At 68.0% G+C, this 17,178-nt stretch carries 17 protein-coding genes and 1 riboswitch; of the genes, 8 read left to right on the plus strand and 9 right to left on the minus strand.

What is annotated here, in order from left to right; translation table 11 throughout:
* Positions 1–66: 66 nt before the first annotated feature.
* Positions 67–1,548: a hypothetical protein gene (locus tag ABB25_RS08275; RefSeq protein WP_057665778.1), complete on the minus strand. Its 1,482-nt coding sequence runs from the start codon at positions 1,546–1,548 to the stop codon at positions 67–69.
* Between the two features lie 163 nt (positions 1,549–1,711).
* On the opposite strand from ABB25_RS08275, the gene ABB25_RS08280 reads away from it, so the two are divergent.
* The gene (locus tag ABB25_RS08280) at positions 1,712–2,563 is read left to right on the plus strand and encodes a prolyl hydroxylase family protein (RefSeq protein ID WP_057665780.1); all 852 of its coding nucleotides are present in this window, start codon (positions 1,712–1,714) and stop codon (positions 2,561–2,563) included.
* A gap of 22 nt (positions 2,564–2,585) precedes the next feature.
* Here the strand turns inward: ABB25_RS08280 and nth are convergent, their stop codons facing one another.
* From nth to ABB25_RS08295, 3 genes are read right to left on the minus strand one after another with little or no spacing between them, the layout of a single operon-like run.
* Positions 2,586–3,263: an endonuclease III gene (gene nth, locus ABB25_RS08285; RefSeq protein WP_057666098.1), complete on the minus strand. Its 678-nt coding sequence runs from the start codon at positions 3,261–3,263 to the stop codon at positions 2,586–2,588.
* Positions 3,263–3,598 carry a hypothetical protein gene (locus ABB25_RS08290; protein WP_057665782.1) on the minus strand — a complete coding sequence of 112 codons (336 nt, stop codon included), beginning with the start codon at positions 3,596–3,598 and terminating at the stop codon, positions 3,263–3,265. Before ABB25_RS08290 ends, nth begins: the two co-directional genes overlap by 1 nt.
* Complete coding sequence (locus tag ABB25_RS08295; RefSeq protein ID WP_057665784.1) at positions 3,595–4,377, minus strand: enoyl-CoA hydratase/isomerase family protein; 783 nt, start codon at positions 4,375–4,377, stop codon at positions 3,595–3,597. The genes ABB25_RS08290 and ABB25_RS08295 overlap by 4 nt, the downstream gene beginning before the upstream one ends.
* Before the next feature lie 184 nt (positions 4,378–4,561).
* Between ABB25_RS08295 and ABB25_RS08300 the strand changes: the two genes are divergently transcribed.
* From ABB25_RS08300 to ABB25_RS08315, 4 genes are all read left to right on the plus strand, one after another.
* Entirely contained in the window at positions 4,562–5,260 is a 699-nt protein-coding gene (locus ABB25_RS08300; protein WP_057665786.1) for an FKBP-type peptidyl-prolyl cis-trans isomerase N-terminal domain-containing protein, read from the plus strand.
* Positions 5,261–5,330: 70 nt separating this feature from the next.
* Positions 5,331–6,110, plus strand: a complete 780-nt coding sequence (locus ABB25_RS08305) for an NUDIX hydrolase (protein WP_083488217.1) — start codon at positions 5,331–5,333, stop codon at positions 6,108–6,110.
* 82 nt (positions 6,111–6,192) lie between these two features.
* Complete coding sequence (locus ABB25_RS08310; protein ID WP_057665791.1) at positions 6,193–7,098, plus strand: sulfurtransferase; 906 nt, start codon at positions 6,193–6,195, stop codon at positions 7,096–7,098.
* Between the two features lie 15 nt (positions 7,099–7,113).
* Positions 7,114–8,028: a DUF1684 domain-containing protein gene (locus tag ABB25_RS08315; protein ID WP_057665793.1), complete on the plus strand. Its 915-nt coding sequence runs from the start codon at positions 7,114–7,116 to the stop codon at positions 8,026–8,028.
* Between the two features lie 6 nt (positions 8,029–8,034).
* On the opposite strand, the gene ABB25_RS08320 is transcribed toward ABB25_RS08315, so the two are convergent.
* Positions 8,035–8,607, minus strand: coding sequence for an N-acetylmuramoyl-L-alanine amidase (locus tag ABB25_RS08320; RefSeq protein WP_057665795.1), 573 nt, complete (start codon positions 8,605–8,607; stop codon positions 8,035–8,037).
* A 50-nt stretch (positions 8,608–8,657) separates the two neighbouring features.
* Here ABB25_RS08320 and ABB25_RS08325 point away from each other — a divergent pair, with 50 nt between their 5' ends.
* Positions 8,658–9,185 (plus strand): alpha/beta hydrolase, encoded by a 528-nt coding sequence (locus ABB25_RS08325; protein ID WP_057665797.1) that lies wholly within the window; start codon positions 8,658–8,660, stop codon positions 9,183–9,185.
* Between the two features lie 120 nt (positions 9,186–9,305).
* Positions 9,306–11,450 carry a bifunctional 23S rRNA (guanine(2069)-N(7))-methyltransferase RlmK/23S rRNA (guanine(2445)-N(2))-methyltransferase RlmL gene (rlmKL, locus tag ABB25_RS08330; RefSeq protein WP_057665798.1) on the plus strand — a complete coding sequence of 715 codons (2,145 nt, stop codon included), beginning with the start codon at positions 9,306–9,308 and terminating at the stop codon, positions 11,448–11,450.
* A 67-nt stretch (positions 11,451–11,517) separates the two neighbouring features.
* Here rlmKL and ABB25_RS08335 read toward each other — a convergent pair whose 3' ends face one another.
* The 4 genes from ABB25_RS08335 to ABB25_RS08350 form a co-directional block, all read right to left on the minus strand.
* Positions 11,518–12,801, minus strand: a complete 1,284-nt coding sequence (locus ABB25_RS08335; protein ID WP_057666100.1) for a DUF445 domain-containing protein — start codon at positions 12,799–12,801, stop codon at positions 11,518–11,520.
* A gap of 2 nt (positions 12,802–12,803) precedes the next feature.
* Complete coding sequence (locus ABB25_RS08340) at positions 12,804–13,286, minus strand: hypothetical protein (protein WP_057665800.1); 483 nt, start codon at positions 13,284–13,286, stop codon at positions 12,804–12,806.
* A complete protein-coding gene (locus ABB25_RS08345) occupies positions 13,283–13,924 on the minus strand; it encodes a DUF5671 domain-containing protein (protein WP_152981113.1) in 642 nt (213 codons plus the stop codon). Before ABB25_RS08345 ends, ABB25_RS08340 begins: the two co-directional genes overlap by 4 nt.
* A gap of 66 nt (positions 13,925–13,990) precedes the next feature.
* On the minus strand, positions 13,991–14,863 hold the full coding sequence (locus tag ABB25_RS08350) for a hypothetical protein (protein WP_057665805.1): 873 nt from the start codon (positions 14,861–14,863) through the stop codon (positions 13,991–13,993).
* Between the two features lie 83 nt (positions 14,864–14,946).
* A riboswitch (cobalamin riboswitch) is annotated at positions 14,947–15,153 on the plus strand.
* A gap of 112 nt (positions 15,154–15,265) precedes the next feature.
* Between ABB25_RS08350 and ABB25_RS08355 the strand changes: the two genes are divergently transcribed.
* Entirely contained in the window at positions 15,266–17,155 is a 1,890-nt protein-coding gene (locus ABB25_RS08355; protein WP_083488200.1) for a TonB-dependent receptor domain-containing protein, read from the plus strand.
* Positions 17,156–17,178: the final 23 nt, after the last annotated feature.

Genomic DNA, 17,178 nt, shown 5'->3' on the forward strand with positions numbered 1-17,178 from the left:
CCACGCCGCGGCAGGTCCGCGGCGTGGCTGGATGACGGTCATGCGTGCTGCCGCCATCGTGGTCGATCAGCAGGACGGGGTGCCCGGCAGGCCGCAGGTCCAGCCCTGCCACCAGGTGTCGTTGCCATCCTTGACCGCGCCGATGTAGTTGACCTGGCGCACGAAGCCACCGCTGCGGGTGATCAGGGTCGACAGGTCGGCCGCGGTCACCGCGTTTTCATTGGCACCGTTGGTGAAGCCACTCAGGCTGGAAGTACCGTTGGCCACGTTGTTGGCATTGGCGGTGAAGGCGGCCAGCTGGGTGCCGGCGCCGTCGTTGTAGAACGGCGCACCGCAGGAGAAGAACACCGAGGCGAAGGTGCCGCGGGTGTTGGCGTTGCCGGCGGTATCGATCTCGGCGCAGTTGTTGGAGCCGGTCACCACCGCGTTGTAGTACTCCACGTGGGTGCCGGAGTTGAGCACCATCGCCGAACGGTCATGCGCCGGGGCGCCGACGAAGGTCACGTTGACCAGCTTCGGGTTGGACGGCAGTGCACTGGAACCGGCCGCGCTCATCTCGTTGATGCGGTCGCCGCGGTCGCCGGAAGCTGCCTTCTGGCCGCGCTGCATCACGATCGCGAACTGGATCGCGCCGCTGAAACCGGTGTCGGTATCGATGGAGTCGTCGTCGTTGCCGGTGGCCACCAGGTAACGGTTGTTGACGGTGCCGCCGAACCACTCAAAGCCGTCGTCGGAGCTGTTGTGCACCTGCACGTACTCGATCGAGGTGCCGCTGCCCAGGCCGGCCAGGGTGATGCCGTTGAGTTCGACGTTGGGCAGCACTTCAAAGCCGGAGTGCATCACGCGCACGTACTTCAGGGTGCCGGTGCTGTCGCCCGGGGCGTTGCCGCCGTAGTAGGCGCCGGTGACGCCTTCCACTTCCGCCTCGCAGGCGGCGGTGCCCGGGGTCACCGAGCCGATGCAGTTGGCCGTCGGTGCGCGGCCGAGCAGCACGAGGCCGCCCCACTGGCCGATCGAATCGACGTTGGTGGTGCCTTCCACGCTCTGGCGGCTGGTGAACACGATCGGCTTGGTCTTCTCGCCGACGGCATTGATCCTCGAGCCGCGGTTGATCACCAGCGCGTCCTGGCCGCTGGAGCCGAAGATGGTCACGCCCGGCTCGATGGTCAGGGTGGCGCTGCGCTGGTTGGCGCGCGGGTTGGCGGCATCGCCGCCGACGTCCTCACCGACGCGGGTGTAGCCGCTGATCGAATACAGCACGCCATCCACATACGGCACCGTGGTGTTTTCCACGATCAGCGCCGGCAGGCGGCAGTTGGTCTTGCCGGCGATGGTGCCGACATCGCTGAAGCCAGTCGGGCAACCGGCGACCGGACCCGGTGCCGGTGCCGGTGCGGGGGCAGGGCCCGGTGCCGGTGCGGGAGCCGGGGCCGGCGGGAAAGCACCTTCGCCTGGCGAGGCGACGCGGTCGGCACCGCCGCCACAGGCCGACAGGGCGAGCACGGCGCCGATGGACATCATCAGGTTACGGGTGGATGCAACAGCCATGGGTCTTGCTCCAGATCAGTGAATTGGGCGCCGTCAAGGGATGAGCGCAGATCGGGAGCGATTTATAGGTGCTGCAGATGACAGCGGGCTTGCACGGATGTGTCAGTGCCAAGGCAGTGCCTGCGCGCTGCCACAACGGCGTGTGCTGGTGCACACTGTGGCGATGAACGCCGATGCCCTTTCTCCCGAGTTTTCCCAGTGGTTGGTCATCCAGGCCCAGGCCGGTGCGCGCCCGGAGCAGTTGATCGCGCCGCTGCTGCAGGCCGGCTGGGACGAGGATGCTGCCAGCACCGCGGTGGATGCGGTCCTGCGCCGTTTTGTCGCCGAGCAGGGCCAGCGCCAGGGGCTGCCGCCGGCGGTGCCGGTACCGACACCGTTCCAGCTCAATGGGCCCTCGCAGATCCATATCGATGGCCAGGCCATCCATGTGCTGGGCAGCAGCCTGCACCCACGGGTGGTGCTGCTGGGCAATGTCCTCAGTGCCGATGAATGCACGCAGCTGATTGCCACCGCGCGTGGCCGGTTGCAGCGTTCGGCGACCTTCAATGCCGTGACCGGCGCCAACGAGGCGCACCAGTCGCGCACCAGTGATGGCACCTACCTGCCCACGGCGTGTACGCCGCTGGTGGCGCGCATCGAGCAGCGCATCGCCGATCTGGTCGGCTGGCCGCTGGAGCAGGCCGAGCCGCTGCAGGTGCTGCACTACGGCCCGGGCGCCGAATACCAGCCGCATTACGATTATTTCGACCCTGACGGTCCCGGTGCCGAGGCAGCGCTGCGCCATGGTGGCCAGCGTGTGGCGACCCTGGTCACCTACCTCAATACCCCGCTGTCCGGCGGGGCGACCACCTTCCCCGATGCCGGCCTGGAGTTTGCAGCGGTGCAGGGCAATGCGGTGTTTTTCAGCTACGACCGCGCCCACCCGTCCAGCCGCACCCTGCATGCCGGTGCGCCGGTGATCGCCGGTGAGAAGTGGGTGCTGACCCGCTGGTTCCGCGAGCGCCGCTTCGGCTGAGCGGCGCCCGCGCAGGCCAGGTTCAAGCCGCGGTGGTCTTGTCCGGGTAGCGGCACAGGTCGGCAATCACGCAGCCGCCGCAGTCAGGCTTGCGCGCCTTGCACACATAGCGTCCGTGCAGGATCAGCCAGTGGTGGGCATCGAGCAGGAATTCCTCCGGAATGACCTTGACCAGCTTGTCCTCGACCGCGCGCACGGTCTTGCCCGGTGCCAGCCCGGTACGGTTGGCAACCCGGAAAATATGCGTGTCCACCGCCATCGCCGGTTGTCCGAAGGCAGTGTTGAGCACCACGTTGGCGGTCTTGCGCCCGACCCCGGGCAGGGCTTCCAGTTCCTCGCGGGTCTGCGGCACCACGCTGTTGTGTTTCTCGACCAGGATCCGGCAGGCGGCAACCACATTGGCGGCCTTGGCGTTGTACAGGCCGATGGTGTTGATGTAGCGCTTCAGGCCGTCCTCGCCCAGGTCAAGGATGGCCTGCGGGGTATTGGCCACCGGGAACAGCCGGCGGGTGGCCTTGTTGACCCCGACATCGGTGGCCTGCGCCGACAGCGTCACCGCCACCAGCAGCTCGAACGGCGTGCTGTATTCCAGCTCGGTGACCGGCTTGGGGTTGAGTTCGCGCAGGCGCGAGAACAGCTCGCTGATCTGCACCCGGCTCAGCAGCGAGGCCTTGCCGGCACGTTTGAGCACCCGTGCCATCACTGGCCACCGCTGCCGGCCCTGGCCTTGGCCCGGGCCAGGATCGCGGCCACGTTGGCCGGCAGTGCCGGGGCAACGCCGCTGCTGGCCGGGGCGGGGCGCCGGGCATCGCGTTCGGCGGCAATCCGGCGCAGCCGCACCGCGCGCGCGCGATGGCGTTCGCGTGCGGCCAGCGCAGCGCGCAGGCGCTGTCCGGCCGCGGCAACCTGCGCCGCCTGTGCGGGGTCATCGCCGGGCTGCGCCTGCCAATGGATCAGGCCCGCCTCGATGGCGGCATCCAGGTTGTCGGCCGCCAGCCAGGCGGCCAGTTCGGTGGTGCGGGCGATGCTGCTCACTGGCCGGCAAACTCCGGCTGGCGACGTTCCAGGAAGGCGGCGGTGCCTTCGCGCATGTCGGCGGTGGCAAACACCAGGCCAAACTGGGTGCTTTCAAACTGCAGTGCCTGTTCCAGCGCACACTCGCCACCGACCAGCACGCAATCCAGGATCGCGCGCAGCGCCAGCGGCGCGGCCTTGGCCAGTTGTGCGGCCAGTTCGGCCACGCGCGCATCCAGCGCATCGGCCGGGACCACCTCGTTGACGATGCCCAACGCCTGCGCGCGGCTGGCGCTGATCGGGGCACCGAGCAGGCACAGTTCCAGGGTGGCCGCCCGTCCAGCCAGGCGCAGCAGGCGCTGGCTGCCGCCGAAGCCGGGGATCAGTCCGAGGTTGATTTCCGGCTGGCCGAGTTTGGCGGTATCGGCGGCAATGCGCAGGTGGCAGGCCATCGCCAGTTCCAGTCCCCCGCCCAGGGCAAAGCCGTTGATGCGTGCAATCACCGGTTTGCCGAGGCCTTCGATCCGGCGCATCAGCTGCTGGCCGAGCAGGGAAAAATCGCGCCCCTGCACCGGCGTCAGCTGGTTCATCTGGCTGATGTCGGCGCCGGCAACGAAGGCCTTGGCGCCGGCGCCGGTGAGCACCACCACGCGTACGCGCTGATCCGCAGCGGCCTCGGCGAAGGCCTGGTCCAGGGCTTGCAACGTCTGTTGATTCAGCGCGTTGAGCTTGTCGGGGCGGTTGACGGTCAGGGTGCAGATCCCGTCTTCCAGATGGCGGGTGACCAGGTCCAGATCCATGCAAGATTCCTTACAGACGTTAAAAAAAAAGAAAGTTTATGAATTCGTGGGAACTTGTGCCGGCCAGCGCAGTCAAAACGGCTGCGTTGGCAGTGGCGATGTGCCGGCGCGCAGGGCTATGCTAGCGCGTCGCCTCGGGTTCAATGATTGCCTTGGTGCCATTCCTTTTGCGGAGAATCGTTTGATGAAGTTGCGTTCCCTCGCCGTCGCTGTGGCGGCTCTGGCCCTGTCGGGTGCCGCTCTGGCGCAGGACACCACCTCCGAAAAGGGGCGTCTGAGTTATTACTTTGGCTATGACTACGGCAACAATCTCAATGAACTGACTGCCCGTGGCGAGCAGCTGGACATCGACTCGGTGGTCAAGGGGCTGCAGGATGCCTTTGCCAAGCGCGAGCCGGCCATCACTGCCGACCAGCTGCGTCCTGCGGTAGAAGCCTTCCAGCAGCGTGAGCGTGCGCGTGCCGAGCAGGCCCGTGCCCAGTACGAGAAGGCCGCTGCCGACAACAAGACCCGTTCGGACAGCTTCCTGGCTGAAAACCGTGCCAAGGCCGGCGTGCAGACCCTGGCCGGTGGCGTGCAGTACCGCGTGATCGAAGCCGGCCGTGGCGCCAAGCCGACCACCGGCAGCAGCGTGGCGCTGGAAGTGGCCGGTCCGTTCCCGTACGGCCAGCGTCCGGCCGAGGTGCGCGTGCAGAACGTGCCGGAAATCAAGATGGCCGATGTCGAGCTGCAGGCCATGCGTGATGTCCTGCTGCAGATGCCGGTCGGCTCGAAGTGGGAAATCACCCTGCCGGCCGACAAGGCCTACGGTGCCGACCCGCGTCTGCCGTTCCCGCCGAACGTGGCCGTGCAGTTCGAGGTCAAGCTGGTCAGCATCAAGTAAGCCAGCAGTTGGTGCATGCAGACGCCGGCAGATGCCGGCGTCTGTGTTTGGGCCGCAGTGCAGCGGCGACATGGCAGGTGCGAAGGTGAGTGAGCAGCGTCGGCAGGCAGGATGTATCGGGTTGTGCCCGTCGGGCTGGCCAGACCGGCTGGCGTGCCCGTATTGCACCGCTCTGACGACGGCGCCCGGGGTGTGGCCTGACACCAGCAACGATGGCCTGGGCACTGTGCGGCCTTACCTGGAGGCCTTGCCGGAGTTGCCGGCGCTGGGCCGGGTGTTGCACCGCCTGGACCGGGTGCCGCAGGGCATTGGCTGGAATCATGCCCAGCTGGCCGACCTGTTGCCCAGCCAGCCACCGGTGCAGGCGGCGGTGCTGGTCGGCCTGGTGCCACGCGCCGAGGGCACCCAGGTGATATTGACCCGGCGTACCGAAACCCTGCGCAGCCATGCCGGGCAGGTGGGCTTTCCCGGCGGGCGGATCGAGGCCGTTGATGGCCATCCGGCGGTGGCGGCGCTGCGTGAGAGCAACGAAGAAATTGCCCTGCTGCCGGAGCAGACCGTGGCGCTGGGGTTTCTGGATCCGTTCATCACCATTACCAATTACCGGGTGCTGCCGTTGGTGGCGGTGATTGATCCGGATTTTGTCGCCATTCCCAGCCCGGATGAAGTGGCCGAGGTATTTGAAGTGCCGCTGGCCTATCTGATGGACATGCGCCACCTGCGCGCCAGGCCCGTGGATTGGGGCGGCAACACCCGCAGCGTGCTGGAATATGACTGGCCCGGCCAGCGTATCTGGGGAGCCACGGCGGCCATGCTGGCCAACCTGCACCAGCGCCTGCAGCAGGCCTGAGTCCGGCACTCCCGTCCTGCCACCTGCCGCTGCGCGGCGGCGGCGGTGGTAACGTAGCGGCTCTGTCCGATCAGGATCCTTGATGAGCGCAACCGCCGTCTCGTTGCTGGCCCCTGGCCAGGTGTTGATCGATGTGCCGACGCTGCGGGCCTGGTTGCACGCCGGGCTTCGGCTGCGTTTGATCGACGCACGTTGCGCCCCGGCTATCGGCGGCGGTGACCGCGCGGCCGGCCGCAAGGCCTGGCAGGCCGGCCATCTGCCCGGTGCGCTGCATGCCGATCTTGACCAGGATCTCGCCGCGCCTGCGGCCAGTGCCCCGGGGCAGGGCCGTCATCCGCTGCCGGAGCAGGCCGCCTTCAACGCCGCGCTGGGGCGCTGGGGCATCGATACGGACACCACCGTGGTGGTCTACGACGCGGCTGATGGCAGCATGGCCGCTGCGCGCCTGTGGTGGTTGCTGCGCCTGCTTGGGCATCAGCGCGTTGTTGTGCTCGATGGCGGCGTGGCGGCATGGAGCGCCGCCGGTCTGGCGCTGGATACCGATATCCCGGTGGTGGCCGGGTTGCCGCCCTATCCGGGCCGGTTCGACCGGCAACAGATGGTCGATGCCGACCAGGTGCTTGCACGCCTGGGCCAGGGCCCTGGCTGGCTGCTGGATGCGCGCGCGCCAGCACGCTTTGCCGGCCACAGCGAGCCGGTCGATCCGGTGGCCGGGCATGTGCCCGGAGCGCTCAACCTGCCGTATGCGACGCTGGTGGAACAGGGCCGGTTGCTGGCGCCGGAGCAGATCCGGGCACGCGTGCTGCCGCTGCTGGGGGCTACCGAGCTGCGCGATGTGGTGCTGATGTGTGGTTCGGGGGTGACCGCCTGCCATCTGTTGCTGGCCCTGGAGCATGCCGGGCTGCACGGTGCGCGCGTCTATCCGGGCTCCTGGAGCGGCTGGATCGCCGATTCCTTGCGGCCAGTCGCAACAACTGCGACCGGCTGAGCCGACAATCGCCCCATGTCCCTGCTGCTGCCATTGCCGTCCGCCCGCTGGTTCAGCGCTGCCTTGCCGCTTGCGCTGCTGCTGGGCTGCCACGGTGGCGCCAATCCGGCCGGGCCGATGGATGCGGCCTACCTGGAGTCCCTGCAGCAGTGGCGCAGTGCGCGGGTTGTGGAGATGAAGCACCGCCCGGGACGGCTGGGTTATGTTGCCTCCGGGCGGCTGCTGCCGGGCCGTTACTCGGTTGGCGGTGAATTGGCCGCAGAGCCGGATATCCGCCTGCCGCTGGCGGTATCGGAACTGGGCCAGCTGGTGCTGGAAGCCGACAGCGCGCGCTTTGTTTCCGTGGACCAGGCCCGGAGCACGTCCTTGCAGCCATCGCGCTTTGACATCGACCCGGGTACCCGGCTGGATATCGGCGATGGTCAGTTCTTCGTGGTGCGCACCGGGCCGTTGTGGGGCTGGCGTTTCAAACGCCAGCAGGCGGCAGCTGAGCATCCTTTCAATGGGTTCGAGCACTATCCGGTCGATGTCCGCTGGCGGATCAAGGCACGCTGGAAGGCCTATCCCAAGCCACAATCGCTGATCGTGCTGACCACGATCGGCACGCCACTGGAATTTGCCGCGCTTGGTGAGGCCAGTTTCTGGCTGGGCGGGCAGGAGCACCGCCTGCGTGCGGTATCCCTGCCCGAAGGCGACCGGATGATGTTCATGTTCAGTGACCGCACCTGTGGCCGTGGTTCGCATGGCAGCGGGCGCAACGTGGTCACCGCCTTGCCCGGCCCGGGGCAGCGCTGGATCGAGCTGGATTTCAACCGCGCCGAAAATCCCGCCTGTGCGCTGACCACCCACCTGGTCTGTCCGTTGACCCCGGCAGAAAACCGCCTGGATATCGCGGTGGAGGCGGGCGAGCAGGCCTGGCGCGAGGTCTGACCGCGCTCAGCCGGGGACGTGCAACCGCCGCAGCTCGGTGTTGGCCAGCAGGTAGGCCCACGGGAACTGCGGGCCCGGGTCGCGTTTGCGCGCGACCAGGATGGCCGGATCATCACTGGCCGGCACCTGCTCCCGGTCCAGGTCCTCATGCCCGGCAATCCAGCGCAGCCCGGGCAATTGCTGGCGCAGCTGGTCCAGCAGCTGCAGCAGCACATCCAGCTGTGCCGAGGTGTAGGGCTCGTCCATCGCCTGGTGGCGTGAGTCCAGCCAGTGCGGCCAGCGCCCGCGGTTGACCAGTTCAATGCCGATCGAGCGCGGGTTGTAACCACGCACATGGTGGGCGATGCGGTTGAGCGGGGCGTATTGCTCCAGCCGGCCATCGCGGTCGATATAGAAATGGCCACTGTTGCCGGTGCCACTGGCATACAGCACGCGCTCGCCGTACTGGCGCGCCGTATCCATGTCCGGCAGCTCGGTGCAGTGCAGGACCACCAGGTCAATGGCCGACAGCGGCCGTGACTCAAGCCGCTCGCTGTAGGAGAGCCAGTGGGGGCGGGCAAGTGGCTGCGCGGTGTCCATGGTCGCCGATGCTAGCATTGCCACCCCCTTCGCCAGCAATGAGGCATGTCATGTCGCGCGGCCACTGCATTTTGTCCCACGGTTTTGAAAGTGGTCCGGCGGCGACCAAGGTGACGGCGCTGGCGCAGGCCGCGCAGCAGCTGGGCTGGAGCAGCGAGTGCCCGGATTACACCGACCTGGATGCACGCAGCGACATCAGCCGGGTCGGCGATGTGCCGGCACGCCTGCAACGGCTGCTGCAGCTGGCCGGGCAGCGCGCGGCCGAAGGCCCGTTGGTGCTGGCCGGTTCCAGCCTGGGGGCCTACATTTCGGCCATTGCCAGCCTGCAGCTGCCGGTGCGTGGGCTGTTTTTGATGGTGCCGCCGCTGACCATGGGGCCGCTGCTGGCGCTGGATGCCGCCGCGGTGCCGACCAGCGTGGTGCATGCCTGGCACGATGAGCTGATTCCTGCATCCGGGGTGATCGACTGGGCTGGGCGGCGTTCGGCCCGCCTGCTGCTGGTCGATGACGGCCATCGGCTGTCAGCGCATGTGGACACCTGTGCGCGGGCGTTTGCCGAGCTGCTTGCCACGCTGTGATCAGGCCACGCTCAGCGGCCTGGCTGCTGGCTGCGGTTACACTGTGCGCCGCCGGGCCTTGTTGCCCGGTGCCGACCGCGCCCTGAGCGCGCCGCTTTCCCTGTTGTGGACGTAACCTGCGTGAAATTCTTCGTATCCTGCGCCAAGGGCCTTGAGTACCTGCTGGCTGATGAGCTGTTGGCCCTGGGTCTGCCCCGGGCGACCGCCACCGTGGCCGGCGTCAATGCCGAGGGCACGATGAATGATGCCCAGCGTGTCGTGCTCTGGTCGCGGCTGGCCAGCCGCGTGCTGTGGCCGCTGCACAGCTTCGAGTGTCCCGATGATACGGCGCTGTACCAGGGCGTGCTGGCCATCGACTGGGAAAACCAGACCACCGCCGACCGCACCCTGGCCGTGGATGCGCATGTCTCCGGTGAGCAGATCACCCATGCACGCTTTGCCGCGCAACGGGTCAAGGATGCGGTGGTGGACCGCATGCGCGGCCAGGGCCTGGAACGCCCCAGCGTGAATGTCGAGCTGCCCGATGTGCGCATCAACCTGTCCCTGCGCAAGGGCATTGCCACCATTTCGATCGACCTCGGTGGCGGCCCGCTGCACCGGCGTGGCTGGCGCATGGCCGCCCACGATGCGCCGTTGAAGGAAAACCTGGCTGCCGCGCTGTTGATCCGTGCGCAGTGGCCGAAAATCCACGCCGAAGGCGGTGCGCTGCTGGACCCGATGTGTGGTGGCGGCACGCTGCTGGTTGAAGGTGCGCTGATGGCCGCCGACGTCGCCCCGGGCCTGCACCGGCATGGCTCGATCCCACCGACCCGCTGGCTCGGCTTTGACCAGGCCAACTGGAAGGCCCTGTTTGCCGAGGCCCGCAGCCGCGAGGCCGCCGGCCGCGCCGCGCTCAAGCCAGTGATCCATGGCAGTGACATCGACCCGCGTGCGATTGCCTCGGCGCGGCAGAATGCCGAGGAAGCCGGGTTGTCGCAGATCATCCAGTTCAGCGTGGCCGATGTGGCGCTGCTGCAGGCACCGCCGCAGGCGCGCGGCTGCGTGGTCTGCAATCCGCCGTATGATGAGCGCCTGGCTGCCGACGAGGCGCTGTACCGCGACCTCGGCGATGCGCTCAAGCGCGCGGTGCCGGGCTGGCGTGCCTCGATCCTGTGCGGCACCGCCGAGCTGGGCTTTGCCACCGGCCTGCGTGCGCGCAAGACCTACCAGCTGTTCAACGGCGCGCTGGAATGCACCCAGCTGGTGGTGGACCCGATCAAGATGCCCGAGCGCGAGCGCACTGCCGACCAGGCGCCGCGCGAGTTGAGCGAGGGCGCGCAGATGGTGGCCAACCGGCTGCGCAAGAACCTGCGCAAGTACAAGGCCTGGCTGGCCCGTTCCGGGGTCAGCTGCTACCGCGTCTATGATGCCGACCTGCCCGAATATGCCGCCGCGATCGACGTCTACACCGAAGCCGGTGGCAGCGGCCGGATCTGGCTGCATGTGCAGGAATATGCCGCGCCGGCGGCGATTCCCGAGGCCGACGTCAAGCGCCGCCGCAACGAACTGCTGGCCGCCGCGCGCGAAGTGTTCGGGCTGGAGCATGACCGCATCGCCCTGAAGACCCGCGAGCGCGGCAAGGGCGGCAGCAAGTACGGCCGGATGGAAAAGCGTGAGCAGTTCATCAAGGTCAGCGAGCACGGTGCGCTGCTACAGGTGAACCTGTTCGACTACCTGGATACCGGTCTGTTCCTGGACCACCGTCCGCTGCGCGCGCAGATGGCGCGCGAGGCTGAAGGCAAGCGGTTCTTGAACCTGTTCTGCTACACCGGCGTGGCCAGTGTGCAGGCGGCAGTGGCCGGCGCGCTGTCCACCACCAGCGTCGATCTGTCGGCCACCTACCTGGAATGGTGCGCCGACAACATGGCGCTCAATGGCCTGGGCGGGCGCGAGCACCGGCTGGTGCAGGCCGATGCGCTGCGTTGGCTGGAAGCAGAAACCTGGCAGTACGACGTGATCTTCTGCGACCCGCCGACCTTCTCCAACTCGGCTCGTGCCGAGGACTTCGATGTCCAGCGTGAGCACGTCCGCCTGCTGATGGCGGCGGTGCAGCGGCTGGCCCCGGGCGGGGTGCTGTACTTCTCCAACAATTTCCGCCGCTTCAAGCTGGACGAGCAGGCCATTGCCGGGTTCGCCCACTGCGAGGAAATCTCCCCGCGCACCATCGACCCGGATTTCGAGCGCAATGCGCGCATCCACCGTGCCTGGCGGCTGACTGCGTTGTGATCCACAAGCGGTTTGAGTTGCAATGAATAAAGGCAGCCATCGGCTGCCTTTATTCTTGCCCGTCAGCTCAGTTGAGCCAGACCTTGATCGCATGCAGCCCCAGGCCGATCAGGCCGCCGACCAGGGTGCCGTTGTAGCGGATGAACTGCAGGTCGCGGCCGACGCTCAGTTCCAGTTGATCGACCAGCTTGTCGTCATCCCAGCTTTTGATCGTGTTGGCCACATGGGTGCGTGCCACTTCGCGCAGGCGTCCGGCGATACGGGTGGCCGCGCGCTGGATGTGGGTATTGAGGGCATCACGCAGGGCGCCATCGCGCTGCAGGGCGCCGGCCAGCCCGCCCAGGGCGCGTTCGATATGCGCCGCGACGGTGGAATCCTCCTGCGCCAGGTCGCTGCGCAGTGCCGCGGCGATGCGCTGCCACAGCCCGCCGACATACTCGGTCACCGCCGGGTGTACCGCCAGCTGGGCCTTGTAGTCCTGCAGGCGCGCGGCCAGGGCCGGATCGGTGCGCAGCCGCTGCACATAGCCGTCCAGCCACTGGTCATAGTCCTGGCGCAAGGGATGGGCGCTGTCGGTCAGCACGCCCTGCAGTTCCTGCACCAAGGCCTCGCCGATGCGGGCGGCCAAGCTGTCGCCGATTTCCTCGATCGGCTTGATCCAGTCCACGGTGCTGGCCAGCTTGGGCCACTGCTTGCGGATGTAGCGGGTGATCAGCTCGCTGGCGCGGGCATGCACGGCTGGCTCGCCCAGCCACTGGCCCAGCCGCTGCAGGCCGGCATCGAACACTTCCTGATGGCGGTTGTCGGCAGTGAGCAGGCCCAGTACATCCGCCAAGGTATCGGCCGCATCCCAGCGCAGCAGCTGTTCGCTGACGAAGCGGTTGATCGCCGCGCGCACCGCGTCTTCATCGAACACCTCCAGCAACTGCAGGGCCCAGCCCCGGGCCAGTTGCGCCAGTTGCCGGCGCTGGGCCGGGGCCCCCAGCCACTGGCCGACCCAGTGCGCGGCATCCAGCCGCTGCAGGCGTTCGGCGATCAGCCCGGGCTCGAGGAAATGGTCGCGCACGAACACGCCCAGGCTGTCGGCCAGGCGCGCCTTGTTGCGCGGCAGGATCGCCGTATGCGGGATCGGCAGCCCGAGCGGACGCCGGAACAGGGCCACTACCGCGAACCAGTCGGCCAGCGCACCGACTGCGGCCGCCTCGCAGAACGCGCCCACCCAGCCCCACACCCCGTCACCGCCCATCAGGTGGCTGAACACAAAACCGCTGGCCATGGCCAGCAGCATGGCCACCGCGATCAGCCGCAGGCGGCGCAGCTGGGCCCGGCGTGGGTCAGCGGGCGGATGGATGCTCACTGCGACGCGGACGGATTGTTGCCGGGCAGCGCGGGCTGTGTTGTCTCCACTGCGACCGCAGCGGCGCTGACCCGGTGGGTGAAGCAGTGCCGGCCCGCCCCATGGGCGCGCTCGACCGGGTACTGGCGGCCGTAACGGTTGTCGGCGGTATCGGTGAGGAAGTGCGCGCACAGCTGGTAACGCCGGGCATCCAGCGGCAGGTAGTCATAGGCTGGACCGCCATCGGCCGGGGCCTGGTTCAGGCTCAACCCGGGTTGGGCCAGTACCGGCGCCAGCGTGGCCGGCAGCTGGCCGTGTTCACGCTGCCAGCGTTCGATGGTGTTCTCCAGTTGGTTCAGGTCAGCCAGCACGGCGGCATCGCGCTGCATCTGGCGGTGTTCGGCCGGGCTGGGGGTCAGGGCAATCACCGCCACGATGGTGGCAGCGATCAGCACGCTGGCGGCAATCAGCAGGCTGCGTCCGGGGGAAAGGGTTCTCATGCCGGGTCCTCCTCCTGGCGCAGGTCATGCAGGTACCAGCCGAACACGCCGCCGGCCAGCAGGGCGACCACGGCGGTCTTCAGGGCGAAGCGGGCGCTCAGCTCGCCGCCGAGCAGGGTATTGACCAGGCTGATCAGATCGCCGATCAGCACGGACGCGGCGATGAACAGGGTCAGGTAGGTCAGCCAGCGGCGCACCGGTGACAGGCGCTTGAGTGGTTGGCGCGCCACTGCGCGAGCGATGCGCCAGGACAGCCAGACAAACAGCGGCCAGCTGATGATCAGGCTGGAAACCGAAAAGCGCACCCTGGACGAATCGACCACACTGAAAAAGGTGTTGCCGCCTTGGGGCAGCATTACGTTGATCAAGGCGAACAGCAGGTGGCCCAGGTGCCAGATGCTCAGGTAAAGCGCGGTGAACAGCACCAGGTACTCGAAGGCCTCGCGCGCGGACAGCGAGGCGCTGGGGCGTGGTACCGGCAGCGGGAAGTCGACGCTGGCCCATTGCTGCATGGCCCCGTCGATCTGCGCCTGTGACCAGCCGGCATCCAGCAGGGCCCGCTGGACCGCCGCCCGTGGGTGGCCGGCAATCAATGCCTGTTCGATGAAACGTTCCAGCTCGGCACTGCCTGCGGCCATGGCGCACATCCTTTGTCACGTTGCCGCCCAGCCTAGTGGCTGGACCGCAACACTGACAAGCGCGGCTCAGTAGTCGCTGTCGGCCGGTTCGGCCAGCGGCAGGCGTGCACGCAGGGCCTCCAGCTCCATGCGCAGGGCCTGGTTTTCGGCGGTCAGGGTGATGACCTGGCGGCGCAGCACGGCCACTTCCGATTGCAGCTCGCCGGGGCTGGCGACGTGGTCGGCATCGGCGCCGGCCAGCGGGGCTTCGTCGCCGTCTTCGCGGGCCGGGCGCGGCTTGCGCCTGGCCTCGCGCACGCGCTTGGCGGCCTGCTTCAGCTCGGCCTTGCCGCCGGCCGCGGCCTGGCGCTGTTCGTCCTCGCTGAGGCTGACCAGGGTAGCCGCCGTGCTCAGGTTGATCTCACCGCTCTTGACTGCGGCAATCACCTCGGGCGCGGCATGGGCGTGGATCTTCTCGATCTGGCTGACCTGGGCGGTGCTCAGCTTGGCCTGGCGGGCCAGGTCGGCCTTGGACAGTTTCGGCGCCGGCTCCCACGGCGGGCTGTCCTCCTCAGCCTCGGCCGGGGGCAGCTCGCCGGCGCTTTCGCGGGCGAGCTTTTCCTGCTCGGCCAGGCGCCGGGCCTCGACGATGGCGCGCTTGCGCAGCGCCAGCACGCCGCGCTGGAAATCGGACACGCTGCGCCGGCCCAGGTGCTGTTCGATCATCCACAGGTGCACATCCTCCATCGACTTGAAATGCGGATGCTGGACGGTGCGGAACGGGATGTTGTGCTTGACACAGATGCCGTAACGGTTGTGGCCATCGACCAGGATGTTGCCCCACAGCACCAGCGCGTCGCGGCAGCCTTCGGCCAGCAGGCTGCGCTCCAGCGCTTCGTGCTCTTCGGCGGTGAGCGGGTCGATATAGGCCTTGAGTTCTTCTTTGACGATGATGTCCATCAGTCATCCGCAACAGATCGGGGGAGCCGGCCATTGTAGTCGCCCGCACCCGGCCCGGGCTCTGCGCACGGGGTGTCATCGGCTACAATCGCCGCGCCACTGGTGCCTTGGGTCAGTTCCTGACCCGGGTGAAACGGGAAAGCGGTGCGTCCATCCGGACCAGGCCGCTGCTGCCCCCGCAACGGTAGGCAGGTGCGGGCATGCCACAAGGCCACTGGAAGCGGTTTTTCCGGGAAGGCGGCATGCCAAGACCTGCAAGCCCGGAGACCGGCCACTGGCAATGCGGAACGTGCCACGGGGTGGTGGCGCCGGGTTTGCCGGTGGCTGTTGCTGCGCGTGCGCGTTCTTCCTGACCTTGATGCCGCTGCGCGGGGACGCGTGCCGGCTGCGGAGAACTCCCCCATGCGCCATCCACGCCTTACTGCCCTGGCGGCCTTGCTGCCGGCCTGCCTTGTTCTTGAAGCCCACGCTGCGGTTGAGCTGATGGCCGCCGAGCTGGACCCGGTGGTGGTCACCGCCACCCGCCAGGCCGCGCCGCTGTCGGTGCTGATGGCCGATGTCACGGTGATTGACCGCGAGCAGATCCAGCGCCTGGGCCAGGGCACCATCACCGACCTGCTCGGCCGCCAGCCGGGGATCCAGACCAGCGCCTATGGCGGCCAGGGCGCGGCCACCAGTTTCTATGTGCGTGGCGCCAACTCCAACCAGCTCAAGGTGCTGATCGACGGCATTGCGATCAACTCGATCGACCCTTCCGGCTCGCCGCTGCGTCTGCTCAGCCTGGCCGATGTGGACCGCATCGAAATCCTGCGCGGGCCGGCGGCCACCCTGTACGGCGCCGATGCGATCGGCGGGGTAATCCAGATCTTCACCCGCCAGGCCCAGGCCGGCTTCGCCGCCCAGGCCCATGCCGGTGCCGGCTCCCACGGCACGCGCAAGGCCGGGGTCGAGCTGTCCGGCGGCAATGCGCAGTGGCGTTGGCAGCTGGGGGGCAACCATCACTACAGTGATGGCATTTCCGCCCAGCGCGATGGCAGCAACCGCGATGCCGACGATGACAGCTACCGCAACAATGCCGTCAATGCCGGCCTGCGTTACCTGGCCAGCGAGGACGCCGAATACGGCCTGAGCTACCGCCAGGCCCGTGGCCTGGCCGAGTACGACAGCGGCAACACCCCGGCCGATGGCGATTACAACAACCGCCAGGCCTTCGACAACAGCCAGTGGCAGCTGCATGCCAAGCACCGCTTGAGCCCGCGCTGGCGCAGCACCGTGCAGTTCGGTGGTGCCGATGACTGGCAAAAGGACTGGTCCTTCAACGCTTGGGCCTTCCCGCCAGCCGAAGTGGTCGGGGCGATCACCACCCGCAACCGCGAGCTGAGCTGGCAGAACGACATCGACCTGGGCCACTGGGGCAATGCCCTGCTGGCGGTGGAAGCCGAACGCCAGCGGGTATCCACCACCAGTGCCGGCTACACCCACGAGCCGGAGCTGGAGAACCGCTCGCTGCTGGCCGGCTGGGGCGGCAGCCGTGGCCGCCTGCAGTGGCAGCTCAATGCCCGCGCCGACGACCACCAGCAGTACGGCAACCAGAGCACCGGTGCGCTGAGCCTGGGCTGGGCCCTGGGTGGCGGCTGGCGCGCCCATGCCAGCTATGGCTCGGCGTTCAAGGCGCCCAGCGTGGACCAGCTGTATATCGACAACCCGGCATGGATGCTGACCGGCAACCCGGATCTGGCTCCGGAAAAATCGCGCAACCGCGAGCTGGGCCTGCGCTGGGGCAACAGCACCCAGCAGCTGGGCGTGACCTGGTACCTGAACCGGGTCAGCAACCTGATTGACTGGGTCTCCGACCCGGTGACCTGGGCTGGCACCTATGCCAACGTCAGCCAGGCCCGGATGGAAGGGGTCACCGCCCAGTGGCGCGGCAACTTCGGCGCCTTCAGCCCGTCGTTGTCGTATGACTGGCTGGACGCGGAAAACCTGGACACCGGCTTCGCCCTGGGCCGGCGTGCCCGCCACAAGGCCAGTGCCGGCCTGGACTGGCAGCACGGTCCGCTGCAGCTCGGTGGTGAGGTGCTGGCGGTGGGCCGGCGCTGGGATTACAGCAACCAGACCGGCAATCTTGCCGGCTATGCGCTGCTCAACCTCAGTGCCAGCTATGCCCTGCGCGAGGACCTGCAGCTGCAGGCCCGGCTGGACAACGCGCTGGACCGTGACTACCAGAGCATCGGCGGTTACGGCACGCCCGGGCGCAGTGCCTACCTGGCCCTGCGCTGGTCGCTGCGCTGAGGATGGCCCGGCGGCGTCGCCCG

It is taken from the genome of Stenotrophomonas koreensis (assembly GCF_001431525.1).
Lineage (GTDB): Bacteria > Pseudomonadota > Gammaproteobacteria > Xanthomonadales > Xanthomonadaceae > Stenotrophomonas > Stenotrophomonas koreensis.